We start from the raw sequence: 25,001 nt of genomic DNA on the forward strand, positions 1-25,001 counted from the left end.
CATGAATTCATCACGTTGTGTGGTTGTTCGGATGCTCGCGTCGAACCGGGCCCGGCCTCGCCTAGCATCCGGAACCAGGGGGGTGAGTGGATGTCGGATGCCGCTGACCGGCCGGAACTCGCCGCCTTCAGGGCGCTGCTTCCGGTGCTGGGCGGGTTCCTCGTCCTCGGGGTGCTGGGCATTGTGGCCCGGCGTCCCGACGCGGGCGCCGCGGCGGTCGCGCTGGTCTGTCTGGCCGGCGCGAGCGGGCTTCAACTCGTCTGTGCGGCAAGGGGGCTGCGCGAGCGGTTCGGCACCCTGGTCCTCGCGCCGCAGACGCTCCTCGCGCTGCTCCCGCCCGTCGTCTCCGGCTTCAGCTGGCCCGGAATGTTCGGCTTTCTCGCCGGATCACTGATGCTCGCGCTCGGCCCCCTGCTCGGCCTGGTCGTCGTCGGCGGCGCGTGTGCGACCGGTGCGCTCCTGCGACTCGACTGGCGGGACTGGGCGTTCGACGGGGCCGCGACGGCGGCCGTGGGGCTCGCCCTGTACGGCACGACCCGGCTCGCCGAACTCCTCGTGCGCGCCCGTGCCGCCCGGGAGCCCTTCGCCTGGCGGGCCGTCGCGCAGGAGCGCAACCGCTTCGCCCGGGATCTGCACGATCTCCTCGGCTACAGCCTCTCGGCGATCGCGCTCAAGACCGACCTCGCCCATCGGCTGGTGCGCAGCGAGCCCGACCGTGCGCTGGCGGAGCTCGACAGTGCGCGGGACGTGGCCCAGCAGGCCCTCGGTGATGTGCGTGCCGTGGCCCGCGGCCATCGCGAACTGTCCTTCGCCGTCGAGGCGGAGTCCGCGCGTTCGCTGCTCGCCGCCGCCGACATCCGGGCCAGTGTCGATGTGCGGTGCGCGGTGCCGGATCCGGTGGGCACCGTGCTCGCGACTGTGCTGCGCGAGGGCGTCACCAATGTGATCCGGCACAGCAAGGCCACCGAGTGCCGTATAGAGGTGCGCGACCAGGGGGACGGATTCATCCGCTTCACACTGTCGAACGACGGCGTGCGGAAGAGCTCCGGGCACTCCTGCCAGGGCGGCGGCGGTGGAGGCGGCGGGCTCGGCAACCTCGCCGAGCGGCTGGCGGTCGTCGGTGGCCGGCTCACCGTGGGCACCGACGAGCGCGGCTGGTACCGCGTGGTCGCCGAGGCGCCGTCGGCACCGGCCGCCGTTCAAGAGGCCTGAAACGCGGCCGAGTTCGCGGCGGGGGTGGCCGAGGCGTCTCCCAGGGGTGGCGGAGGCGTCGCCGCCACGCTCGACGGCGTTCGCCTGGCCACCCTTCAAGTCCCAGGCCGTTCCCCCGAATTCACGCCCGGACGGCGTGCCCTCACATCAGCCACCCCGCGTCCTCCGCGATCCGCACCGCGTCCAGCCGGTTGCGCGCCCCCAACTTGGTGACCACCGAGGTCAGATAGTTCCGCACCGTCCCCACGGACAGATGGAGCCCGGCCGCGATCTCCGTCGCCTCCGCACCGCGCGAGGCGCGCCGCAGGATCTCCGTCTCACGGTCCGTGAGCGGGCTGTCCCCGGTGTCCAGGGCGGCCAGAGTCAACTCTTTGTCGAACACCCGCTCCCCGGCGGCGACTTGCCGCACCGCCTCGGCCAGCCGGCCCGCGGGTGCGTCCTTGAGGACGAACCCGGTGACCTTCTGGGTCAGCGCCCGGCGCAGGGTGCCCGGCTTGCCGAGGCTGGTGATGATCACGGTGCGGCACTCCGGCAGCGCCTCCCGGAGCTCGGCGGCGGCGCTGATGCCGTCGAGCTTCGGAAGGTGGATGTCGATGACCGCCACATCCGGCCTGGCGGCCAGCGCCGCGCCCACGACGGCATCGCCCGCCGCCACTTCCGCGACGACGTCGAAATCGGGTTCCAGATTCAGCAGCGCCACCAACGCGCCCCGAACCATCCCCACATCCTCCGCCAGCAGAATCCGAATCAACATTCCCCCCAGAGGTCGGCCGGACGGCAGCACTACCCCGCGAGCCCGGGAGTCTAACTGCCCCATATGACCGGTCTGATTCCTCTGAGTGAAGGCCACCGCAAAGCAGCCATACGCCCCGCTAGGCGCGCTCCGCCGAATGCGAACCGATGAGCGACTCCTCCGCTCCGCGCTCCTCGGGAACCACGGCAGACACAGCGGCGGGCTCCGATTCGGAGATTCCGATACGACGGTGAAGGCGCCGGAGCACACCGGGCGCCCACCAGGTGGCGCGCCCCGTCAGCCGCAGCACCGCCGGTACCAGCAGACTGCGTACGACCATGGCGTCCATCAGCACGGCCAGCCCCACCCCCAGGCCGAGCATCTTGATGTTGGTCACCCGGGAGGTGCCGATCGCCACCATCACGAAGCCCAGGATCACCGCGGCCGCCGTGATCAGCCCCCCGGTGCGCCGGATGCCGAACTCCACAGCCGCGCGGTGGTCGCCCGAGCGCTCGTACTCCTCCTGGATCCGCGAGACCAGGAAGACCCCGTAGTCCATGGAGAGTCCGAAGGCCACGCAGAACATCAGCACCGGCAGCGCGGTCTCGATGTCCCCGGTCGGGGTGAAGCCGAGCAACCCCGACAGATGCCCCTCCTGGAAGACCCACACCACCGCCCCGAACATGGCTGTCAGACTGAGCGCGTTGAGCAGGACCGCCAGCAACGGCAGCACCAGACTGCCGGTCAGCAGGAAGATCAGCAGCAGGGTCGTCAGCGCGATCGCGCCCAGCGCCCAGGGCAGCCGTTCGGCGGTGCCGTGCTGGGTGTCGGCCAGGACAGCGGCGGCGCCTGTAACAGAAGCCTTGAACGGCACGGGAATTGACCGAATGTCAGTCACCAGATCGAGTGAAGACGCCGAGGTGGCCTCGCTCTTGGGCAGCACCGTCACATACCCTGTGCCGCCACTCGCCTGAGCCGCCTCGGCGGGTGTGGCCGCACGGACCCGGGCGCCGTCCACGTACAGCCCGCCGGGGCCGGAAACCCGTACCACGTCCGGCAGTCGGGACACCGTGCGGCTGAAGTCGGCGAGCGTTCCCGCCGAGACCCGGTCGCCCTCCGCCAGGACCGCGAGCGCACTGCCGGGACTGCCGGGGAACTCCTCCCGGATCTCCTGCTGGACCACGTGTGCGGTCGTGGAGGCGGGGAGCTGCCGGTCGTCGGCCGTGCCGAACTGCACGTCCTTGAAGGGCAGTCCGAGTGCGACGAGCACCGCCACCGTGCCGATCGCGAAGACCGGCGCCCGGCGCATCACCAGCCGGGCGAGCGCCGCCCAGCCCGCTCCCGGCTCCCGCCGGCGCTCCTTGACGCGCCGCGGCAGCAGCTTCCGTGCGTCGAGAGCGTCGACCCGCCGCCCCAGCAGCACCAGCAGCGCGGGCAGCGCGATCAGCGAGGCCGCCGCCGCGATGAGGACCACCGCGATCCCGGCGTACGCGAACGACCGCAGGAAGTACTGCTCGAAGGCGAACATCGACGCCAGCGACACCGCGACCGTCAGCGCCGAGAACAGCACCGTGCGCCCGGCGGTCCGCAGCGTCGTCACCACCGCCGTGCGCGGATCGGCGCCCGTCGCGACCTCCTCGCGATGGCGCCGCACGATGAACAGGGCGTAGTCGATGGCGAGTCCGAGGCCGAGCGCGGTGGTGAGGTTCTGGGCGTAGACCGACACCTCGGTGAACTCGGTGAGCACCCGCAGCACGGCATTGGTACCCAGGATCGCCATGATCCCGACGAGCAGCGGCAGCAGCGCGGCCACGACACTGCCGAAGACCAGCACCAGCAGCACGAGGGTGACCGGCAGGGCGATCATCTCCGCCCGGATCAGGTCCTCCTCGATCACCTCCTGCGAGGCGTGCCGCACAGCCGCCGGACCGCCGACCCGTGCCTCCACCGCCCCGTGCCGCCCCTCGTACGAGGGCAGGATGTGCTCCAGCACGGCGTCCACCGCGTCCTCGTCACCGGCGATCCGCGCGGTGATCAACGCCTCGCCGCCGTCCTTCGCCCGCAGCCCCCGCTCCCTGTCGTCCCAGTACGAGACGACACCGCCGACCGATTTCTCGGCCCCGAGCCGCGCCGACAACTCCTTCGCATCGGCGGTCACTTGCGGCCCGTCGACGTCACCCTCCCGCGCCGAGACCATCAGCAGCAGATTCGGCTGCGAGGCGGGCCGCTGCTCCTCCAACACCCGTGTGGCGTACGTCGACTCCGCCCCCGGGATCTGCGATCCGCCGCTGCTCATCCGGTCCGCCGCGCCGCCGCCGAGCACGGCGGCAGCGGCGGTGAGAGCCAGGACGAGCAGGAGCAGCAGTCGGGGCCGAGCCGTCACGGCCCGGCCCCAGTACCCCCCACCCCCGTCACGCGCTCGCGGTTGCGTCCGACCAGTGGGCCGCTCTGCCATCGGTCCGTCCCCTCCCGAGTCGCTGACGGGGACCCGATGGTGACGGGCGGGGCTTAAGCGCCGATTGCGGTTCCGTTGGGGGGCATCCATCAAGGCTGTTGCGGAGCAGGATCGTCCTGCAGATACGCCCGCCAGCCGCCGTACGACGTGATGTCCTCGGCGTCCACGAGCGCGGCGGGCTCGCACAGGAAGCCGGGGACGCGCTCGCCGTCCGCCAGCTCCACACTCCCCAGCGCCATCGGCCGGGGCAGCGCCGCCAGCAGACGGCCCAGCCCCTCCGCAGGGAGGCGCCACACCTCCGCCTCGATCGCGGCTCCGCCCTCGCCGACATGCACCAGGCCCGGCTTCGGCGGGGTCGTGCGCAGGGCGTGGAGGCGGTAGACGGGGGCCGTTGTGGTCGTGCGGTCCAGGCGGGCGCCCAGGGCGAGGAGTTGAGGGTTGAGTGGCTGGCCGGACAGGTGGGCGCCCACCACCGCCAGCCGTGTCTCCGGCTGGAGCAGGCCCGCGATCCGCGCCAGCCGTTCGTCCGTGAACGCCGGGCCGATCAGCATCACGCCGAACGGCAGGCCGTTCACCTCGCCCGCGGGGACGGCGACCGCCGCCAGGTCGAAGAGGTTCGTGGAGTTGGTGAACCGGCCCAGGCGGGCGTTGGCGCCCAGGGGGTCGGCGGCTACCTCCGCGAGGGTGGGGTGGCCTGGTGTGGTGGGCAGCAACAGGGCGTCCGCGTCGGCGAGTTCGGCCTCGGCGCGGGTGCGCAGGGCGGCCAGGCGCTCCTGGTCGGCGTAGAGCTGATGGGCCGGGATGTCACGGGCTCGGGTGATGATTCCGGCGACGGTGGGGTCGAGACCCGGACTGCCTTCTTCGATCAACTTATCGACAAAGCTCCCCACTGCCGTGTACCGCTCGGCGACGAACGCGCCCTCGTACAGCATCGCCGCGGCCTCGGTGAAGGGCGTGAGGTCGATCTCGCGCACCGACGCGCCCGCCGCCGCAAGCCGCGCGATCGCCGCCTCGTACGCCTCCGCCCAGCCCTCGTCCAGCTCGCCGAGCTGCTCCCGCGCCGGCACCGCGATCCGCCAGGGGCCGGGCGGGCGGCCCGGGAGGGCGGGGAGTGTGCCGGACGACATGTGGGACAAGGCCTGCTCGGCCTCTGGGAGGGTGCGGGCGAAGACCGTCACGCAGTCGATCGAGGCGCAGGCCGGGACGACCCCGGCCGTCGGTACCAGGCCGCGGGTGGGCTTGAGGCCGACGATGCCGTTGAAGGCGGCCGGTACCCGTCCGGAGCCCGCGGTGTCGGTGCCCAGGGCGAGGTCGACGATGCCGAGTGCCACCGCGACGGCCGAGCCGGAGCTGGAGCCGCCGCTGATGCGGGCCGGGTCGTGGGCGTTGCGTACGGCGCCGTGGGGGGAGCGGGTGCCGACCAGGCCGGTGGCGAACTGGTCCAGGTTCGTGGTGCCCAGGACGATCGCGCCCGCCGCCCGCAGCCGCGCCACGGCCGGGGCGTCGGCCTCGGGGCGGTAGGCGTACGCCGGGCACCCCGCGGTCGTGGGCAGCCCGGCGACGTCGATGTTGCCCTTGACGGCGAGGAGGCGCCCGGCGAGGGGGAGGTGCTCACCGGCGGCCACGCGCGCCGCCACCGCACGCGCCTCCGCCTCGACCTCGTCCCGCGGGCGCAGGTCGATCCAGATCTCGGGGCGGGCCACGGCCTCGATGCGCGCGTAGGCGGCACGGATTCTCGACAGCATGTGCACCTCTCTCAGTTCACGGACGTGCGGTCAACGGGCGCGAGAACGACCAACGCCGTCCCCGCCTCCACCTGGTCGCCCGGCCTCGCCAGGATCCGCGTCACCACACCGGCCATCGGCGCGTGCACCCTGGACTCCATCTTCATCGCCTCCAGCGCGAGCAACGGCTGACCGGCGGTCACCTCGTCACCCGGCTCGACGTTCACCTGCCATACGGAGGCGGCGAACTCGGCCTCGACAAGCCGGCCTCCCTCGGGGACCTCCACGGAGGCCGGAGCGGCCGCCGGAGCCGAGACCGCCTCCGCGCGCGCGAACTCGCCCGCCGCCTCCCAGGCGTCCCGTTCCGCGGCGAAGGCCGCCTGCTGCCGGGCCTTGAACTCCCCTATGGACTCGGCGTTCTCGGCGAGGAACGCCTGGTACTCGGCGAGCGAGAACGTCCCCTCCTCGATGCGCGGCACGAACCGCCCGGAGGTGATGTCGGCCCGGAGGTCGAGGAGTTCGTCGGCGTCCACCGGATACCACTTGATCCGGTCGAAGAACCTGAGCAGCCACGGCGCGCCCGCCTCGAACGCGCCGCGCTGCTGCCACCCCGACCACACCTGCGTCGTACGGCCCACGAACTGGTAGCCGCCGGGCCCCTCCATGCCGTAGATGCACAGGTAGGCGCCGCCGATGCCGACGGAGTTCTCGGCGGTCCAGGTGCGGGCCGGGTTGTACTTGGTCGTGACGAGGCGGTGCCGCGGGTCTAGGGGGGTGGCCACAGGGGCGCCCAAGTACACGTCTCCCAGGCCGAGTACGAGGTACTCCGCGTCGAAGACCGTGGCGTAGACGTCGTTCACCGACTCCAGCCCGTTGACCCGGCGGATGAACTCGATGTTCCACGGGCACCAGGGCGCGTCGTCCCGGACCCCCGCCATGTAGCGGGCGATGGCCTCGCGGGTCGCCGGGTCGTCCCAGGAGAGGGGGAGATGGACGGTCCGGGAGGGGACGACGAGCTCGTCGCTCGGGGGCAGGGCCGCGACGATCTCCCTTACCGTGCCCAGGAGTTCGCCCTGTGGCAGCCGCCGCGGGTCCGTCTGGATCTGGAGGGAGCGGATCCCGGGGGTGAGGTCGGTGATTCCGTCCAGGCAGGCGTCGGTCACCGCTTCCATCAGGGCGTGGACCCGCATGCGCAGGGCGAGATCGAGTTGCATGGGGCCGAACTCGACCAGCAGGTTGTCGTCGCCGCTGCGGCGGTAGGTGACATCGCCGTCGCAGGCGAGGATGCCGCCGTCGACGATGGCCGGGCGGGGCGTGCCGTCGGTGTCCACCGGGACGAACCGCACGGTGTCGCCGGGCCGCAGCTGGCCCAGCTTCCAGCGCTCTCCGCTGATCACCGTCGCCGGGCAGACGAACCCGCCCAGCGAGGGGCCGTCCGGGCCCAGCAGCACCGGCATGTCGCCCGTGTAGTCCACCGCGCCGACGGAGTACGGGGTGTCGTGGATGTTGGAGGGGTGCAGGCCGGCCTCGCCGCCGTCGCTGCGCGCCCAGCGGGGCTTCGGGCCGACCAGGCGGACGCCGGTGCGGGCCGAGTTGAAGTGGACCTTCCAGTCGGCGGCGTAGAAGTCGCGGATGTCCTCCTCGGTGAAGAACTCCGGTGCGGCATGGGGGCCTTCGACGGCGGCGATGTGCCAGGTCGCCCCGAAGGAGGGCCGGTCCGCGACCGGGGTCCCCTCGGCCCGGGTGCCCCCGTGCAGCACGTCCCCCGTCCGCAGGGCCCGGCCGCCGTGTCCGCCGAACCGGCCCAGCGTGAAGGTGCTCGCGCTGCCGAGGAAGGCGGGGACGTCGAGGCCTCCGGCGAGCAACAGGTAGGTGCGCAGGCCGTGTTCGGCGGGAGCGCCGATCTCCAGCAGGCCGCCCGCCGGCACGGTCACCGGCTCCCACTGAGCGACCGGGACACCGTCCACGGTGACGGGGGCGGGCGCTCCCGTCACACACACGGTCGTGGCGTGCGTGAACCTCAACGACGGTCCCTGGAGGGTGCATTCGAGCCCCGCCGCCCCCTCGTGGTTGCCGAGCGCCTTGTTGCCGAGCCGGAACGACAGATCGTCCATCGGACCGCACGGCGGCACCCCGACCTGCCAGTAGCCCGTACGCCCCGGCCAGTCCTGCACGGTCGTGAGCGTGCCGCCGGACACCACCTCGATACGCGGCGTGGGGTCGTGCACCTCGGCGAGCGTGGCCGTCGAGTGGGCCGCCCCGGCGAAGCTTTGCTTCGCGAGCGCCGCCCGGACCAGCCCCAGGTTGGTCTCGATGCCGTCGACACGAGTGCGGGCCAGCGCCTCGTCGAGCCGGTGGAGCGCGTGGGCGCGGTCCGAGCCGTACGCGATGACCTTCGCGAGCATCGGGTCGTACGACGTCGTCACCTCGGTCCCGGTCTCCACCCAGCCGTCGACGCGCACCCCCGGCGGGAACTCGACCCGCGTCAACAGACCCGCGCTGGGCCGGTGTTCACGGGACGGGTCCTCGGCGTAGATCCGGGCCTCGACGGCGTGTCCGCGCGGGGTGCCGGGATCGCGGACGACGTCGCGCTCGCCGCGGGCCAGCCGCAGCATCCAGGCGACCAGATCGACGCCGTAGATCTCCTCGGTGACCGGATGTTCCACCTGGAGACGGGTGTTGACCTCCAGGAAGTACGCCTCCTCGCGGGCGGCGTCGTAGACGAACTCGACGGTCCCCGCGGAGCGGTAGCCGACCGAGGCGCACAGATCGCCGGCCGAGGAGGCGAGTTGGTCGCGCACCCGGTCCGGGAGGCCCGGTGCCGGTGCCTCCTCCAGCACCTTCTGGTTGCGGCGCTGGAGGGAGCAGTCCCGGTCGCCGAAGGTGACGACCCGGCCCTCCCCGTCCCCGAAGACCTGCACCTCGACATGGCGCGCGTGCTCGACGAGCCGCTCCAGGAAGACACCCGCCGAGGAGAACGAGGCGGCGGCGACGCGCTGCACGCGGTCCCAGGCGTCCGTCAGTTCAGCGGCGGAGCGACATGCCGACATGCCGATACCGCCGCCACCGCCGGTCGCCTTCAGCATGACGGGATAGCCGATGACCTCGGCCCGCGCGAGGGCCTCCGTCAAAGACCCCAACAGGCCTGTCCCCGGCGCCAACGGCACCCCCGCCGCCTCGGCCGCCGCCCGCGCCGTGTGCTTGGCGCCGAACAGCTCCAGCTGCTCCGGCGTCGGGCCCACGAACACGATCCCGGCCTCCTCACAGCGGCGCGCGAAGTCGGCGTCCTCCGAGAGGAAGCCGTACCCGGGGTGAATGGCGCCCGCGCCGGTGTCCTTCGCCGCCCTCAGGACCAGGTCGGCGTCGAGATACGACTCCTTGGCGGGCGCGGGTCCCAGCCGTACCGCCGTGTCCGCGAGCCGGACGTGGGGTGCCGAGCGGTCGGGATCGGAGTACACGGCGACCGTGCGCAGGCCCAACTCCCGGGCCGTACGGATGATCCGGACCGCGATCTCACCCCGGTTCGCGACCAGCAGCGTGTCGAAGCTCATTCGGCGGCCCCGATCGTCATCTCCACCGCGGTGGGCTCGAAGCCGTTGCAAGGGTTGTTGATCTGCGGGCAGTTGGAGACGAGGACGAGGACGTCGCGCTCGGCGCGCAGGGTCAGCTTCAGGCCCGGTGCCGAGATGCCGTCGACGATGCCCAGGGTGCCGTCCTTCTCGACCGGCACGTTCATGTACCAGTTGATGTTGGAGACCAGGTCGCGCTTGCCGAGGCCGTAACGGGCCCCCTCCGCCAGGAAGTTGTCCACGCACGCGTGCTGCGACCACGTGTGGTGGCCGTAGCGGAGGGTGTTGGACTCCTTGGAGCAGGCGCCGCCGACGGTGTCGTGGCGGCCCACCTCGTCGGCGACGACCGTCATCAGCGGGGTGTGCTCGTTGGACATCAGCACACTGCCCGTGGTGAGGAAGATGCCGCCCTGGGCGTGAATCGTGTCCGGCGCGCTGTAGCGGACGGACGTGTCGTGGGCGTCGTACACGAGGAAGTCGACGGCCTGGTTGCCGTGCAGGTCGGTGATGGTGAGCGTCTCGCCGGTCCTGATGACGGACGACCAGGCGGCGCGGGCGGGTACGACGGCCTTCACGGTCTTCGAAGGATCCACGGACGTCATGCGAGCCCCCTCGCGGCAAGGAATTCGGCGGTGTTGAGGAAGGCGCGGCGGCCTTCCGGAGTGGCGTCCCACAGCGGATCGCCCGGCCCGGTCGGGGCGGCCCGCCAGGCGAGCACCTCCAGCGGGGTGCTGACGTAGTCGAGGCGCGGGTCGGCGGGGTGCGGGACATTCGCGATGAGCACGGTGACGTCCTGCTCGGTCCGCAGCGTCACGCTCCCGCCCGGTCCCGCCGAACCGGTGAAGTCGACGGTGCCGTCCTCGGTGATCCGTACGCCCTGGAAGAAGGAGAGCGACGGCGGCAGATCGCGCGGTTCGAGGCCGTTCTTCGCGGCCGCCAGCTTGAACAGCTCCCGCCCGGCGGGGGAGGGGGACTGCGGGGTGCCGTCGCCGTACCGCTCGGTGTTCCGTACGAGGGTGGAGGTGCCGCACAGGGCGTCATGGCGGCCCGAGGTGTCCGCCGTGACCGAGGCGAGGACGCGGCCCTGGTCGGACAGGAGCAGCACGCCCTCGCCGAGGTAGGCGTTCCACTGGACCTTGACCGTGTCGGCCGCGTTCAGCCGCTCCCAGGGCCGGTCGGCCGCGTACAGCAGCAGGTGGGCGCAGGCGTCGCCGCGCAGATCGGTCAGACGCAGCTCGGTGCCGCGGGCCAGCACGCGGTGCGTGTAGTTGCCGCCGGCCACCGTCTCCGCCCACACCAGATGGCCCGCCGCGCACGGTGGCTCCGGCCAGTCGGCCGCCGGGACGACGGGCATGGCCTCGGCGCGCGCCCCCTCCTGGGCCCGGGCGTGATCGCGGGCTCCGTACGTGGTCTCTGTCGCCATCGCGGGACCTCCGGCTCCGGTGGTATTTCTGTCGTGCGACAGAAATTAGGAGCGGGGTGGTTCATGGGGGTTGCCCGGGTGTTGCGGGCCGGTTACCGAGCCCTCACCCGCGCAGCCCGGGCGCTCTCGAAGATCACCGGACGACCCCCTGTGCGAGGATCGGCGTATGGGAACGACAGGTGGACGGCGGGTCGGCCGCCCGCGCGCCGCGCAGCGGCCGGACAGCGGGCTCGAACCGCGCGACGAACTGCTCGCGGCCGCCGCCGAGTTGTTCACCACCCGCGGCTACGCGGCCACCACCACCCGCGCCGTCGCCGAACGCGCGGGCATGCGCCAGGCCTCCATGTACCACTACGTCTCCGGCAAGGAAGAACTCCTCGCGCAGCTCCTGGAGTCCACGGTCACCCCGTCCCTCGGCTACGCCCGTGAACTCCTCGCCGACGACACGGTCCCGGCCGAGGACCGGCTGTGGGAGCTGTGCCGCGCCGACGTGGAGCTGCTGTGCGGCGGCCCGCACAACCTCGGCGGCCTCTATCTGCTGCCCGAGGTGCGCGCCGAGCGGTTCGCCGGCTTCCGCGCGGTGCGCGCCGAACTCAAGGACGCCTACCGGCAGTTGCTCGCCGCCACCGGCGCCGGCGGCGCCCTCGCCAAGAGCGAGCTCGATCTCCGTACGGACCTGGTGTTCGGGCTGATCGAGGGCGTCATCCTCGTCCACCGCTCCGACCCCGAGCGCCCGGTGTCGGTGTTTGCGGAAGCCACCGCGGACGCGGCTCTGCGCATCGCCGGGATCTAGCGGGGAGCCGGCCGGGGGTCGGCCGGGATCCGGCCGGGAACCCGGCATTCACTCGTCACGGTGAGTGTTCTTCGTATGCCTGTACACCGTGACGCACCGTGTGCGAGCGTTGTCGCAGCGTGCAAATGGAGCAGAGAGTACTCCTTGTCCGCGCCCCATTTCAGGCGCTTGCGGAATATGACACGGCGATGATCCGGTCGGACTAAGCTCGCCCGCAGCGCACCGAGTTGAGATGTATTCGTGCGCTTGTTCCCTATGTATGCGCATCCAAGCCGATTTGTTTCCGAGGGCCTTACATGGTGAGTGTTCAATCCCCACCCGTACGCCGTGAACTTCCCTACGCGCGCGTGCTGTTGCTCCCCGCGATAGTGATGGCCGCGGCCACCGGAGCCGCAGCCGCCGTGGTCCAGGAACCGGCCCGCACGGCCGTCGCCTGGTGCGGCTCCGTCGCCACGCTCCTGGTGCTCGCGACGGCTTCCGAAGTGGTGCGCCGCGGCCGGGCCCTGCGCGGCCTGCGGGCCGAACACGCCCGTGACACTGCGTATCTGAAGCGCCGGGTCGCCTCCCACGAGCAGGAGATGCTCCGCCTCGCGAAGGAGATCACCCCCGCCGCGATCTACCGGTTGCGATCCGGAAATTCGCCCGGTGAGGTGATTCGCCAACTCGGCGACATCGACCCGTCCTACCGCGAACTCCCCGAGTCCCAGATCATCCTGATCAGGACGGTCCTGGAGATCATCGACCGCGAGGAAGCCCTCCGCGACTCCGCCTCGCGCTCCTTCGTCTCCATCGCCCGCCGCGTCCAGGCCATCGTCCACCAGCAGAACAAGGAACTCCGAGAGATGGAGGAGGACCACGGGCGCAACCCCGAGGTCTTCGACGACCTGCTGCGCATCGACCACGGCACCGCCCTGATCGGCCGACTCGCCGACTCCATCTCCGTGCTCGGCGGCGGCCGCCCCGGCCGCCAGTGGCCCGACCCCGTCCCGCTGTACAGCGTCCTGCGCGGCGGCATGTCCCGCATCCTGGAGTACCGCCGCATCAAGCTGGACTCCATCGCCCAGGTCAACATCCGCGGCATCTCCGTCGAACCGGTCATCCACGCGGTCGCGGAACTCCTGGACAACGCCACCCGCTACTCGCCGCCGCAGACCAAGGTCCACGTCACCGCGACCGAGGTGCAGACCGGCGTCGCCGTCGAGATCGAGGACGCCGGCGTCAGCTTCAGCGAGGAGGCCCGCAACAAGGCCGAGGGCATGCTGGAGCGGGCCAAGGCCGGCGTCGACCTCCAGGACCTCGGCGACTCCCCACGCCTGGGCCTGGCCGTCGTCGGCCGCCTGTGCACGCAGTACAACATGCAGGTCTCGCTGCGCTCCTCGGCGTACGGCGGTGTCCGCGCCGTCCTCATCGTGCCGCGCGAGATGATGACCAGCGAGCCCGCCCCCGGACTCGCGCACGGCATCGGCGCCGCCGCCGTGCCCAAGACCGAAGGTGCGCTCGAAGGTCCCAAGCGCGCACCCAAGAAGCGCCGCCCCACCAGCCCGCGCATCCCCGCCGGTGTCTCCATGGAGGACGACGTCCCCGAGGTCACCGAGTGGACCGCGGGCGGGCTGCCGCAGCGCCGCAGCCGGGTCAAGACCTCGCTCGCCCAGCGGTACGCCGAACAGGCCGCCATCGAGAGGGCCGAGCGGGAGGGCAGGCCGACCATCTGGTCGACGCCCGCCCCCGCTCCCGAGCCCGAGAAGAAGGAACCCGAGCCCGGACTGTGGGTCGAGGCCTTCTGGAACGGCCTCAAGGGCGCCCCCGACCCGGCCGCACCCCCCACCCAGCAGACCACCGAGCCGGCCCGCATCGAGGCCGACGACGAGAGGGACCACACGTGATCCAGCAGCGCGCCAACTTCGACTGGATGCTCAAGGATCTCGCCGACGGGGTACCGGGCATCGAGATGATCGTGGTGCTCTCCGCCGACGGCCTGCGCATCGCGCGCTACGGCGGCGACCCGGACGCCGCCGACCGTGTCGCCGCGGCCTGCGCGGGGCTCCAGAGCCTCGCCCATGCCGTCGCCCACGAGATCCCGGACAGCGACGGCCGGATGAAGATGGTCATCATCGAGATCAACGGCGGCTACTTCTATCTGATGGCCGCAGGAGCCAACGCCTATCTCGCGGTCCTGTCCGACGTGGTGGCCGAGCCCGGCCTGATGAGCAACCGCATGCGCGACCTCGTCGTCAGAATCGGCGCCCATCTCACCAGTCCGCCCCGGCGGAACGGGCAGACCGTATGACTCCTCCGCAACGCCGGCGGCGTTTTCCCATCAAGGAAGAACCGCCCCCGAAACCCGCGGGCGAGGGCACCGGCAAACGCCCCCCGGAACGCCTCTACGTGGTCGCCGGACCGGAGGGCGAGCGGGCCGACCTCGACCTGGTCGCGTTAATCGTGGCGCGCGCCGACCCGCCGCCCTCCGCGACGCCCGAGCAGACGGCGATCCTGCGGCTCAGCGCGGCCCCGATCTCGGTCGCCGAGCTCTCGGCCTATCTGAGCCTGCCGTTCAGTGTGATGACCGTCCTGCTCGCCGAGATGCTGACGGCCGAACTGGTGCAGGCGCGCGCCTCGATCGTCCGCCAGGCGCTCCCCGACCGTTCCCTTCTCGAAGCGGTGATGCATGGACTTCAAAGGCTCTGACACCATCCCCGGACCACGCAGAGAGGATCAACTGCCGCACACGGCCCAGGCCGCGGTGAAGATCGTGATCGTGGGCGGCTTCGGAGTCGGCAAGACGACCATGGTCGGTTCGGTCAGCGAGATCAGGCCGCTGACCACCGAGGAGACCATGACGCAGGCCGGCATCGGGGTCGACGACAACTACGGCTCCGAGACCAAGACCGCCACCACGGTGGCCATGGACTTCGGCCGCATCAGCATCACCGACCAGCTCGTCCTGTACCTGTTCGGCACCCCGGGCCAGCAACGCTTCTGGTTCCTGTGGAACGGCCTGTTCGAGGGCGCGCTCGGCGCGGTGGTGCTGGTCGACACCCGCCGTCTCGAAGTCAGCTTCGACGTCATAGGACGACTGGAGGAGCGCGGCGTGCCCTTCATCGTCGCCATCAACTCCTTCCCGGACGGGCCCCGTTATCCCATCGCGGACCTGCGCGGCGCGCTCGACCTGTCCGAGGAGATCCCCATCGTGGAATGTGACGCGCGCCGCCGGGCCTCCAGCCGCGACACCCTGATGACCCTGATGCGCTTCCTGCACTCGCTCGCGCTGACGGGCCAGCTCACCTGATCCCCGCGAGCCCACCCGACCTCGACTCCCCTGCAACCGCATCCACTTCGGAGCGACCACAGTGACGCCTGAATCCCACTCCCTGACCGGTGCCGACGCGATGACCGGCCCACCCCCGGGCTGCCCCGCCCACGGCCGCGGCCCCGGCGGGCTGCACCGGCTGTACGGCCCCGAGGCGGAGGACCTCGAAGGCCTCTACGAACAACTCCGCGAGGAACACGGGCCGGTGGCGCCCGTGCTGCTCCACGACGACGTGCCGATGTGGATCGTCCTCGGCCACGCCGAGAACCTCCACCTGGTCGGTACGCCCTCGCACTTCTGCCGGGACAGCCGGATCTGGACCCCGCAGATCGAGGGCATGGTCAAGCCCGACCACCCGATGATGCCGCACATCGCCTGGGCGCCCATCTGCTCCTACGCCGAGGGAGACGAACACCTGCGGCTGCGCGGCGCGGTCACCGGCGCCATGTCGACCATCGACTACCGCTCCATCCGCCGCCACATCAACCGCTACACCCAGCGCCTGGTCAACGAGTTCTGCGAACAGGGCGAGGCCGAACTGATCAGCCAGTTCGCCGAGCACCTGCCGATGGCCATCATGTGCGAGATCTTCGGCATGCCCGAGGAGTACAACGACCGGCTCGTCCAGGCCACCCGCGACCTCCTCAAGGGCACCGAGACCGCCAACGCCAGCCAGGCGTACGTCATGGGCGTCCTCCAGGGGCTCGCCCAGCGCCGCCGGAAGGAACCCGCGGACGACTTCGCCAGTCACCTCGTCCTGCACCCGGCGAAGCTCACCGACGACGAGGTCACCACCCACATCTGGCTCGTCCTCATGGCGGCCTACGAGGCCACGGTCAACCTCATCGGCAACGTCCTGCGCGCCGTCCTGACCAACCCGGGCTTCCGCGCCCAGCTCAACGGCGGCCAGATGACCGTGCCGCAGGCGGTCGAGCAGTCCCTGTGGGACGAGCCGCCGTTCAGCACCGTCTTCGCCTACTACGCCAAGCAGGACACCGAGTTGGGCGGCCAGCGCATCCGCAAGGGCGACGGCCTGCTCTTCGGCATCGCGCCGGGCAACGTCGACCCCCGGGTACGGCCCGACCTCGACGCCAACATGCAGGGCAACCGCTCCCACCTCGCCTTCGGCGGCGGCCCGCACGAATGCCCCGGCCAGGACATCGCCCGTGGCATCGCCGACACCGGTGTCGACGCGCTGCTCATGCGGCTGCCCGACGTCCAGCTGGACTGCGACGAGGACGAGTTGGAGTGGCGGCATTCCATCTCCTCCCGCCACCTGGTGGAACTCCCGGTCCGGTTCGCGCCCAAGCCGCAGCAGGACATCATGCAGAAGCCGGGCCATGCCCCGATCCCGCAGCAGCGGCCCGACTGGCAGGTCAGTACGGAGGCGCCGCAGCAGCCGGCCCCCGCCGCGGCGGAACCCCAGCCGCAGCCCGCCGCCGTACCCCCACCGGCTCCGGCGCCGACACCGGAACCGGTCCGCCCGATGGGCGCCTGGCGCCGCTTCCTGCGGTGGTGGCGCGGCTACTGACCGGCCCAGTCGTCATAGGCGGCCCAGGCCTCCAGCACCCGGGTGCTCCGGAACCGGTGCTCGACGCCCGTGACCGGATCGGTGAACTCCAGTGACCGCGCCAGCAGTTGGAGCGGTCGCCGGAAGTCACCGGCCGGCACGGGCGGGGCGACCTCCGGATACAGCGGATCGCCGAGGATCGGGACGCCGAGCGTGTTCATGTGGACGCGCAGCTGATGCGTCTGGCCGGTGGTGGGCGTGAGCCGATACCACCCCAACCCGGCCTTCCGGTCGATGAGTTCGACGTGACTGACGGCGTTGGGCTCGCCCTCGACCTCGTACGCCGCCAGCACCCCGCGCTCCTTGACGATCCGGCTCCGCACGGTCCGGGGCAGGGCGAGCGAGGCGTCGTACGGCGCGACCGCCTCGTACTCCTTGCGTACCCGCCGGTCCCGGAACAGCGTCTGATAGGCGCCCCGCTCCTCGGGCCGCACCGTGAACATCAGCAGCCCGGCGGTCAGCCGGTCGAGCCGGTGCGCGACGCCGAGCTGCGGTACGCCGAGTTCCCGCCGCAGCCGCGCGACCGCGGTCTCGGTGACATGGCTGCCGCGCGGCATGGTTGCCAGGAAGTGCGGCTTGTCCACGATGACGAGGTGCTCGTCCCGGTGCACCACCTCCAGCGGGAACGGCACGGGCACCTCGTACGGCAGCTCCCGGTGGAACCACACATACATGCCGGGCACATACGCGGCATCGGCCGCCACCGGCTCGCCGTCCACGCCGAGAACCCGGCCCGCCGCGAACATCCCCTCGACGACCCCGGCCCCGGCCCCGCGGAGCCGCTCCACGAGATGCTCCCGCACGGTGGCCCAGTCGCCCTCGCCGGGCAGCCGCACCCGCACCGGATCCACCCCGTCGCGCTGTGGCAGGGGGGAGGGCGGGGGATTGGCACGGCGTCTCATCGGGATCAAGGGTACGGCGGTCCGGGGGCGCGGCGACCGCATCACCCGATACCCGAACCACCACCCGGCGTCCCCTGCCCCGCTGCGATGATGCCCGCATGGTGACGGACGCCGAGTGGGCTCGGATACGCGACGGGCTGCACCTGGGGCAGGTGATCGAGGGCGCGGTCGTGCAGGTGCCCCGCCCCGGCACGATCGGGATCTTCGTGGATGTCGGCCTGCCCGTGGGCGGCTTAGTCGACGTCCTGCTGCTGCCCGAGTGGGGTGAGGACTGGCCGGCGGAGGGCACCGTCATGGACTTCGAGGTCTGGTGGGTCGACAGCCGGCAGCAGATCCGGCTGAAGCCCCGCGACCCCCGGTATCTGCGCGCGGACTTCCCCGAGTTCGTGGCCCGCTTCCGGCCCGACTGGCCCCTCGGGGACTGAACCGCCCGCCCGCCCGGCCTACCCCGCCGCCTCCGGTACGACGGCGGGTGCCGCATCCCGCTTGCGGTACGCGCGGAACGCGATGCCCGCGGCGAGCGTGACGGCGAGGAACAGCACCGTGAACCACTGGAACCACCAGTGCCCGCCCGCCGGGTCGTAGACCGCCGCCCGTGGCCAGGCCAGGTTGACCGTCATGAACAGGCCGTAGAGCAGGGCGAGCGCGTTGACCGGGACGCCCCAGCGGCCCAGGGAGAAGAGCTTGCCGCCGGTCTCGTCCGTGCCCTCGGAGCTGAACTCGCCGCGCAGCCGGCGGACCAGCAGCGGACCGGTGACCATCGCGTACGCGAGGTACAGCATCACGATGCAGGTCGTGCCGATGGCCAGGAACGCCTCGGGGGAGGCGAAGTTGAGCAGCAGCAGGGCCGCGGCGAGCACGCCGACCACCAGGGCGGGCGCGTTCGGCATGCCGGTGCGCGGGTGGACGCGGGCGAGCCGTCCGGCGAAGGGGAGCTGGCCGTCACGGGCCATGGAGAACAGCATCCGGCAGGCCGCCGTCTGGATCGCGAGGGTCGCCACCGCGATCGCCACGACCACGTCCGCCAGGAGCACCTTGCCGACGCCGTCGCCCAGGCTGCTCGTGAGGACGTAGCTCAGCCCGTCGACCGCCAGGTGCCCGTCCGTGAGGCTGGGCGCCGCCAGCAGCCCGCCGAGCACGATCAGCCCGCCCAGCAGACCCGCCGCGCCCAGCGCCGTGAGGATCGTGCGGGGCGCGGTCCGCCGGGGATGGTGCGTCTCCTCGCTCATCTCGCCCGCGCTGTCGAAGCCGATCATCACGTACGCCGCCGTGAACGACCCCACCAGCAGCGCCCCGAACAGGCCGTCCTGGGCGGCGCCCTCGGTGTGGAAGGTGATGCCCGGGGTCCGCTCGGAGTGAGTCAGCAGCAGGACGATGATCAGGACCGCGCCGATGATCTCGGCCGTCACCCCGACCCGGTTGATCACGGACATCACCCGGTTGTCGAGCACGTTGACGAGTGTCGTCAGCACCAGCAGGAACACGCCGAGCAGCGCCGCGTTGGCCGCGCCGTCCGCCGAGGTCGGGGCCGCGTCGGTGCCGATCAGCTGGAAGCCCGACCAGATCGCCGGCAGCACCATCTGGAGCGCCAGTGCCGCCGCCGCGACCACCACGATCTGCCCGATCACCATGATCCAGCCCGCGAACCAGCCGAAGGTCAGGTTCGACAGCCGCGAGGACCACTGGTAGATCGCGCCCGAGATCGGATAGCGCGCCGCCAGCTCCGCGAAGCAGGCCGCCACCAGCAACTGCCCGACCAGTACCGCCGGCCAGGCCCAGAAGAAGACGGGGCCGCCGAACGCGTACCCGAAGGCGAAGAACTGGAAGACGGTGGTCAGGACGGAGATGAAGGAGAACCCGGCGGCGAAGGAGGCGTACCGGCCCAGGCTGCGGTGTAGCTCCTGGCGGTAGCCGAACTCGGTGAGGGAGCGGTCGTCGGGGGAGTGCGGCGGATCGGGGCGGACGTCGGACGGGGTGGTGGTCGTCACGGAGGCACCTGCCTTCGGCGGCGTAAGGGCGTACGCGTAATTCCTGTCGGGCGACAGAAATTAGGGAGAGGCTGTTTCGCCCGCGTGACGTGACCGTGTCGAAGGTGGGCCCAAGTCCTCACCTTCTTGCGCGGCCCGTCAAAACGCGATACATCGTGTCTATTGACGGGTCGCCGTAGATCGCGATATGTTCGGCTACGGATATTCGGATGCGAGGTGAAACCGTGAAGCGTCGCAAGCTGCGCAACCCCTTGGCACTCGCCGTGCTCGCGGTGCTCTGGCAGAAACCGATGCATCCCTACGAGATCGCCCAGACCCTGCGCCGACAGGGCAAGGACTCCAGTACGAAGATCAATTACGGCTCGCTCTACACCGTCGTGCAGAACCTGGAGAAGTACGGCTTCGTCGAGGTCACGGACGTGGAGCGGCAGGGCAACCGGCCCGAGCGCACGGTCTACGGCATCACCGCGGCCGGCCGCCAGGAGACCACCGAGTGGATGTCGGACCTGGTCGCCTTCCCGGCCAAGGAGTACCCGATCTTCGAGACCGCGCTCTCGCTGCTCGGCGTACTGCACCCCACCCAGGTGGAGCGGCTGCTGGAGGAGCGGCTCAAGGCGCTGGACGTCCAGGTCGCGAGCGGCCGGGGCGCACTGGAGAAGCTGTACGAGACGCTGCCCCGGCTCTTCCTCGTGGAGAACGAGTACCAGCTCCACATGGTGGAGGCCGAGGCCGAGTGGGTCCGCGGCTTTCTCGACGAGATCAGAAACGGCTCGCTGCCGGGCGTGGACGCGTGGCGGCACCTTCACGAGACGGGGGAAGTGCCCGAGGACCTCACGCAACTCATGCAATGAGAAATACCCCGGCCGAGCTGTTGCAGCAGCCCTGCCGGGGTCTCGAACCCCGAACTGAATCCGCCCTGAGGCACATCCAGGCGATCGAGGTGCGGCACACCCAGGATAGCCCGGTGCCCCTCAGGCGGATCAGCCGTCATCCGCTCACACAGGAGAGCACCTGTCATGAACACCCGTGCGCCCGCGGTCGAGGCGCGTCAACTGATCAAGACCTACCCCGGTGATGTCACCGCCCTCAACGGCATGGACATCACCGTCGAACCCGGCACCGTCTTCGGGCTCCTCGGCCCCAACGGCGCCGGCAAGTCCACCACCGTCAAGATCCTCACCACCCTCGCCCGCCCCGACTCCGGCACCGCCACCGTCGCCGGGCACGACGCGCTGCGGCATCCGGACCGGGTGCGCCGCGCGATCGGCGTGGTCGCCCAGAACTCCGGCGCCGACCCCGGCGCCACCGGCCGCGAGAACCTCCGACTCCAGGGCAGGCTCTACGGCTTGAAGGGCCCCGCCCTCGACGCACGGGTGGCCGAGCTCCTCGACCGCTTCACCCTCGCCGACGCGGCGGACCGTCAGGTCAAGGGCTACTCCGGCGGGATGCGACGCCGCCTCGACGTCGCCCTCGGTCTCGTGCACCGCCCCGAGGTGCTCTTCCTCGACGAGCCCACCACCGGCCTCGACCCCGAGGCCCGCGGCGCGATGTGGGACGAGATCGGGCGGCTCGCCGGAGAGGAGGGGCTCACCATCCTCCTCACCACCCACTACCTCGAAGAGGCCGACCGGCTCGCCGAGCGCGTCGCCATCGTCGACCGCGGCCGGGTCGTCGTCGAGGGCACCCCGGACTCCCTCAAGGGCGAACTCCGTGGCGACGCCGTCCACATGGAACTCCGCGCCTCCCTCGGCGAAGCCGGCCGTACGCTGCTCAAGGGCGCCCTCGGCGGACTCCCGGGCGTGCACGAGGTACTGGCCGACGGCCACCGCGTCAGCGTCCGCGCCGACGACGGGGCGGCGGCGATGCCCGCGCTGCTGGGCGCCCTGGAGCGCGCCGGAGTCGGTGTGGCCGCCGCGACCGTGGCCCGCCCCTCGCTCGACGACGTGTACCTGCGCTACACCGGCCGCCGCTACTCGGAAGCCGAGTCCGCCGAGGCGTCCGACGCGACCGCCGATCTCACCCTCGCGGGAGGTGCCCGATGAGCACGGCCGTCACCCAGACCTGGTACATGACACAGCGCCAACTCATGGTGTTCGTACGGCAGCCCGCGTACGCGATCATCACCCTGATCCAGCCGGTGATCTGGCTGTTCCTCTTCGGCAGTCTGTTCCGCGAGGTGGTGGAACTCGGCGGCTTCGGCACCACTTCGTACCTCGACTACCTCGTCCCCGGCGTGGTGGTGATGAGCGCGCTGAGCTCCAACATGTGGGCGGGGATGACCACCCTCGACGAGATCCAGCGCGGCACCCTCGACCGCTTCCTGACCACCCCGGTCAGCCGGGCCGCGCTGATGAACGGGAACGTCGTCAACAACGGCCTGGTCACCGCCGCCCAGTCGGTGATCATCGTGCTCCTCGGCCTCCTCGGCGGGGCGGACTACCCGGGCGGCGTCGCCGGGATCGCGGTCCTGGTGCTCGCCTCGGTGCTGCTCGGCACCGTCTTCGGGGCGCTGTCCAACGCGCTGGGGATGCTGGTGCGGGAGCGGGAGTCGATCATCGGGATCAACACGTTCCTGCTGCTGCCGCTCACCTTCCTGTCCAGCGCCTTCATGGCACCCTCGCAGATGCCCTCCTGGATGCGGCACATAGCCGACTTCAACCCGCTCAACTGGGCGATGGTGGCGGGCCGTTCGGCGATGTCGGGCGACCCCGACTGGGGCGGCGTGCTCCTGCGGGGCGGTGCGCTGCTGGCGCTGGCAGTGGCGGCGGTGTGGCTGTCGATCCGGACGTTCCGGTCGTACCAGCGGTCGGTGTAGCGGCGGGGTCGGCGCAGCGGTGAGGGAGGGCGCCTCGACGCCCTCCCTCCTCCGGACCAGCTCAACTGCCTAGGCGGGCGAACCCTCCTGCTCCGCCTCGATCCGCGCGTTCCACTCCCGCTTCGACGCCTGCCAGCCGTCCTCGTTGTGGCCGAGCCGCCAGTAACCGGAGATCGACAGGTCCTCGCGCGAGATCTCGCGCTCGACGCGCAGCAGTTGCCGCAGCTCCTTCACGAAGTGCGCCTCGCCGTGGACGAAGGCGTGCACCCGGCCCTCGGGGAACTCCAGGGCCCGCACGGCCTCGGTCAGCGCCTCGCCGACCGGCCGGTCCCCGCGGTGCAGCCAGACGACCTCCACATCGGAGTCGACCTTCTGCTCCTCGTCGGGGTCGGAGACCTCGACGAAGGCGTACGCCTTGGCCCCGGCTGGCAGCGCCTCCAGGGAGCGGGCGATCGCCGGCAGCGCGCTCTCGTCGCCGACGAGCAGATGCCAGTCGGCGGTCGGGTCGGGGGAGTAGGCGCCGCCGGGGCCCATGAACCGGACGGTCTCGCCCGGCTGCACCCGCGCCGCCCAGGGACCGGCGAGGCCCTCGTCGCCGTGGACCACGAAGTCCAGGGTGAGCTCACGGTGTTCGGCGTCCCAGTGGCGCACGGTGTAGGTCCGGGTCACCGGCCACTGCTCGCGCGGGAACTCCTCGCGGATCCGCTCCATGTCGAAGGGCTCGGGATAGGTCGCGCCCCCGGAAGGGAAGAGCAGCTTCACATAGTGATCGGTGCAGGTGTCCGCCGAGAAGTCGGCGAGCCCCTCACCGCCGAGGACCACGCGCTGCATGTGCGGGGTCAGCCGCTCGGTACGGACGACCTGTGCGGAATGCGGCTTCCGCGGCTTGCGTCCCGGTCGTTCTGCCATGGCGGCCTCCCTGCGTCTTCGCTTAGGCTTACCTAAGTTAGCATCTCCCCCCTACTTAACACCCCTTGTCCGAGGGCAAGATTAAGCCAAATAGGAGAGTGCCATTGCCCTCAGATGAGAAGGTCATTCGCCCAGCGGAGAAGATGATTTACGGCGCGAGGGTCGTCAGCAGCCGTTGCAGCGAGCCGCCCAGGCCCCAGCGCGCGCCCAGCCGCTCCACCGCCGCCGCGTCACGCGGGCCGCGCGGCAGCGTCGGGTCCACGTCCGGCAGCGGCACGTCGTCGGCGACCCGGACCACCTTCGGCGCCACCGCGACATACGGGCGGGACTCGTCGAGGCGCTTGCGCTGCGAGGGCGTGAGCTTCGACTTCAGGTCGTCGACCGCCGCCATGATCCCGGCGAGATCGCCGAACTCCGTCAGCAGCTTGGCGGCCGTCTTCTCGCCGATGCCGGGCACCCCCGGCAGACCGTCGCTCGGGTCGCCGCGCAGCAGCGCCAGATCCACATAACCCCGGCCGTCGACGCCGTACTTCTCGCGCAGCCACGCCTCGTCAGTGAGCTGGAGCGTGCCGACGCCCTTGAGCGGGTACAGCACCCGCACCCCGCGCTCGTCGTCGACCAGCTGGTACAGGTCGCGGTCGCCCGTGACGATGTCGACCGGGCCCTTCGCCCGCGCGGTGAACGTGCCGATCACGTCGTCCGCCTCGTAGCCCGCGACGCCCACGCGCGCGATGCCGAGCGCGTCGAGGACCTCCTCGATGACCGGCACCTGCGGCGACAGGGTGTCCGGCACCTCCTCCTCGTCCGGCCCGGCCTCGTGCTCCTCGGCGACCCGGTGTGCCTTGTAGGAGGGGATGAGGTCGACCCGCCACTGGGGACGCCAGTCGGCGTCCATGCAGGCCACCAGCTCATCGGGGCGGTGGTCCCTGACCAGGCGGTCGATGAATTCCAGCAGCCCGCGCACGGCGTTCACCGGCGTGCCGTCCGGGGCCTTCACGGACTCCGGGACGCCGAAGTAGGCGCGGAAGTAGAGGGAGGCGGTGTCGAGGAGCATGAGTCGTCCGGTCACGCCTCGCATCATGCCGTACGGCACCGACAGCCACCTGTCATGGCGTACGGGCAACGGCACTCATGCGGTGCGGGCACCGCTCAGCAGCCAGCGCCAGCGCGGCTGTTCGGTGACGAGAGTGGCGGCGGCCAGCAGGGACACGGGCACCGCCGCCCACACCGGCCAGGCCCACCACGCCGAGACCACCGCGGCGACGATCTGGAGCAGCACCAGCAGGATCGTGACCACCCCCGGCACCGCGACCACCCCGTGCGGCTTGTCGCCCGGTGTGGTGAACACGGTCGGCAGCCCGATCAGCACCACCACCGACAGCACGGCGAGCACCCACGAGTACCCGGACAGCGCCCACGGCGTGGCCACCCACGCCACCAGCTCGGTGGGAAAGCGCAGCGAAGAGGCGAGCCGGTCGTCAGGTCGTTCCACAGTCGTCCCCCATCGATGTGAAGCGTCGAGGGTGATCCTACGGACTGGTTGTGAACTGAACCACTTAAAAGTTTGCCCAGGTCGGCCGGGGGCAGGCGCCGCCACTGAC

22 protein-coding genes are annotated in these 25,001 nt (G+C 71.2%); 11 read left to right on the plus strand and 11 right to left on the minus strand.

What is annotated here, in order from left to right; translation table 11 throughout:
* Positions 1-90: 90 nt before the first annotated feature.
* Positions 91-1,212 (plus strand): histidine kinase, encoded by a 1,122-nt coding sequence (locus ABZ928_RS24830; RefSeq protein ID WP_361522892.1) that lies wholly within the window; start codon positions 91-93, stop codon positions 1,210-1,212.
* Between the two features lie 142 nt (positions 1,213-1,354).
* Here ABZ928_RS24830 and ABZ928_RS24835 read toward each other — a convergent pair whose 3' ends face one another.
* From ABZ928_RS24835 to ABZ928_RS24860, 6 genes are all read right to left on the minus strand, one after another.
* The gene (locus tag ABZ928_RS24835) at positions 1,355-1,966 is read right to left on the minus strand and encodes a response regulator transcription factor (RefSeq protein WP_361522895.1); all 612 of its coding nucleotides are present in this window, start codon (positions 1,964-1,966) and stop codon (positions 1,355-1,357) included.
* Between the two features lie 118 nt (positions 1,967-2,084).
* On the minus strand, positions 2,085-4,400 hold the full coding sequence (locus ABZ928_RS24840) for an MMPL family transporter (RefSeq protein ID WP_361522898.1): 2,316 nt from the start codon (positions 4,398-4,400) through the stop codon (positions 2,085-2,087).
* A gap of 89 nt (positions 4,401-4,489) precedes the next feature.
* Positions 4,490-6,145, minus strand: a complete 1,656-nt coding sequence (gene atzF / locus ABZ928_RS24845; protein WP_361522901.1) for an allophanate hydrolase — start codon at positions 6,143-6,145, stop codon at positions 4,490-4,492.
* A gap of 11 nt (positions 6,146-6,156) precedes the next feature.
* Complete coding sequence (locus ABZ928_RS24850; protein ID WP_361522904.1) at positions 6,157-9,675, minus strand: 5-oxoprolinase/urea amidolyase family protein; 3,519 nt, start codon at positions 9,673-9,675, stop codon at positions 6,157-6,159.
* Positions 9,672-10,295, minus strand: a complete 624-nt coding sequence (locus ABZ928_RS24855; protein ID WP_361522907.1) for an urea amidolyase associated protein UAAP2 — start codon at positions 10,293-10,295, stop codon at positions 9,672-9,674. The genes ABZ928_RS24850 and ABZ928_RS24855 overlap by 4 nt, the downstream gene beginning before the upstream one ends.
* Positions 10,292-11,116: an urea amidolyase associated protein UAAP1 gene (locus ABZ928_RS24860; RefSeq protein WP_361522910.1), complete on the minus strand. Its 825-nt coding sequence runs from the start codon at positions 11,114-11,116 to the stop codon at positions 10,292-10,294. Before ABZ928_RS24860 ends, ABZ928_RS24855 begins: the two co-directional genes overlap by 4 nt.
* Before the next feature lie 166 nt (positions 11,117-11,282).
* Here ABZ928_RS24860 and ABZ928_RS24865 point away from each other — a divergent pair, with 166 nt between their 5' ends.
* From ABZ928_RS24865 to ABZ928_RS24890, 6 genes are all read left to right on the plus strand, one after another.
* Entirely contained in the window at positions 11,283-11,909 is a 627-nt protein-coding gene (locus ABZ928_RS24865) for a helix-turn-helix domain-containing protein (protein WP_361522913.1), read from the plus strand.
* Between the two features lie 296 nt (positions 11,910-12,205).
* Positions 12,206-13,792 (plus strand): ATP-binding protein, encoded by a 1,587-nt coding sequence (locus ABZ928_RS24870; protein ID WP_361522916.1) that lies wholly within the window; start codon positions 12,206-12,208, stop codon positions 13,790-13,792.
* Positions 13,789-14,196, plus strand: a complete 408-nt coding sequence (locus ABZ928_RS24875) for a roadblock/LC7 domain-containing protein (RefSeq protein WP_046261836.1) — start codon at positions 13,789-13,791, stop codon at positions 14,194-14,196. The genes ABZ928_RS24870 and ABZ928_RS24875 overlap by 4 nt, the downstream gene beginning before the upstream one ends.
* The gene (locus ABZ928_RS24880; protein WP_361522919.1) at positions 14,193-14,594 is read left to right on the plus strand and encodes a DUF742 domain-containing protein; all 402 of its coding nucleotides are present in this window, start codon (positions 14,193-14,195) and stop codon (positions 14,592-14,594) included. Before ABZ928_RS24875 ends, ABZ928_RS24880 begins: the two co-directional genes overlap by 4 nt.
* The gene (locus ABZ928_RS24885) at positions 14,575-15,195 is read left to right on the plus strand and encodes an ATP/GTP-binding protein (protein ID WP_361522921.1); all 621 of its coding nucleotides are present in this window, start codon (positions 14,575-14,577) and stop codon (positions 15,193-15,195) included. Before ABZ928_RS24880 ends, ABZ928_RS24885 begins: the two co-directional genes overlap by 20 nt.
* A 61-nt stretch (positions 15,196-15,256) precedes the next feature.
* A complete protein-coding gene (locus tag ABZ928_RS24890; protein WP_361522924.1) occupies positions 15,257-16,747 on the plus strand; it encodes a cytochrome P450 in 1,491 nt (496 codons plus the stop codon).
* Here ABZ928_RS24890 and ABZ928_RS24895 read toward each other — a convergent pair.
* On the minus strand, positions 16,741-17,688 hold the full coding sequence (locus ABZ928_RS24895) for an RluA family pseudouridine synthase (protein ID WP_361522927.1): 948 nt from the start codon (positions 17,686-17,688) through the stop codon (positions 16,741-16,743). The two genes, ABZ928_RS24890 and ABZ928_RS24895, sit on opposite strands and share 7 nt — an antisense overlap.
* Before the next feature lie 98 nt (positions 17,689-17,786).
* Between ABZ928_RS24895 and ABZ928_RS24900 the strand changes: the two genes are divergently transcribed.
* Entirely contained in the window at positions 17,787-18,113 is a 327-nt protein-coding gene (locus tag ABZ928_RS24900) for a hypothetical protein (protein ID WP_361522930.1), read from the plus strand.
* Between the two features lie 18 nt (positions 18,114-18,131).
* Here ABZ928_RS24900 and ABZ928_RS24905 read toward each other — a convergent pair whose 3' ends face one another.
* Positions 18,132-19,676 carry an amino acid permease gene (locus ABZ928_RS24905; RefSeq protein ID WP_361522933.1) on the minus strand — a complete coding sequence of 515 codons (1,545 nt, stop codon included), beginning with the start codon at positions 19,674-19,676 and terminating at the stop codon, positions 18,132-18,134.
* A 224-nt stretch (positions 19,677-19,900) separates the two neighbouring features.
* Here ABZ928_RS24905 and ABZ928_RS24910 point away from each other — a divergent pair, with 224 nt between their 5' ends.
* The 3 genes from ABZ928_RS24910 to ABZ928_RS24920 all read left to right on the plus strand — a co-directional run bounded on the left by ABZ928_RS24910 (position 19,901) and on the right by ABZ928_RS24920 (position 22,491).
* A complete protein-coding gene (locus ABZ928_RS24910; RefSeq protein ID WP_361522936.1) occupies positions 19,901-20,527 on the plus strand; it encodes a PadR family transcriptional regulator in 627 nt (208 codons plus the stop codon).
* Positions 20,528-20,692: 165 nt separating this feature from the next.
* Positions 20,693-21,718, plus strand: a complete 1,026-nt coding sequence (locus ABZ928_RS24915) for an ATP-binding cassette domain-containing protein (RefSeq protein WP_361522939.1) — start codon at positions 20,693-20,695, stop codon at positions 21,716-21,718.
* Positions 21,715-22,491, plus strand: coding sequence for an ABC transporter permease (locus ABZ928_RS24920; protein WP_361522942.1), 777 nt, complete (start codon positions 21,715-21,717; stop codon positions 22,489-22,491). The genes ABZ928_RS24915 and ABZ928_RS24920 overlap by 4 nt, the downstream gene beginning before the upstream one ends.
* A gap of 69 nt (positions 22,492-22,560) precedes the next feature.
* On the opposite strand, the gene ABZ928_RS24925 is transcribed toward ABZ928_RS24920, so the two are convergent.
* The 3 genes from ABZ928_RS24925 to ABZ928_RS24935 all read right to left on the minus strand — a co-directional run bounded on the left by ABZ928_RS24925 (position 22,561) and on the right by ABZ928_RS24935 (position 24,892).
* Positions 22,561-23,400, minus strand: a complete 840-nt coding sequence (locus ABZ928_RS24925) for a siderophore-interacting protein (RefSeq protein WP_361522944.1) — start codon at positions 23,398-23,400, stop codon at positions 22,561-22,563.
* Between the two features lie 148 nt (positions 23,401-23,548).
* Entirely contained in the window at positions 23,549-24,478 is a 930-nt protein-coding gene (locus ABZ928_RS24930) for a 5'-3' exonuclease (protein ID WP_361523420.1), read from the minus strand.
* Between the two features lie 51 nt (positions 24,479-24,529).
* Entirely contained in the window at positions 24,530-24,892 is a 363-nt protein-coding gene (locus tag ABZ928_RS24935; RefSeq protein ID WP_361522947.1) for a hypothetical protein, read from the minus strand.
* Positions 24,893-25,001: the final 109 nt, after the last annotated feature.

This window comes from Streptomyces sp. NPDC046909, assembly GCF_040644695.1.
Lineage (GTDB): Bacteria > Actinomycetota > Actinomycetes > Streptomycetales > Streptomycetaceae > Streptomyces.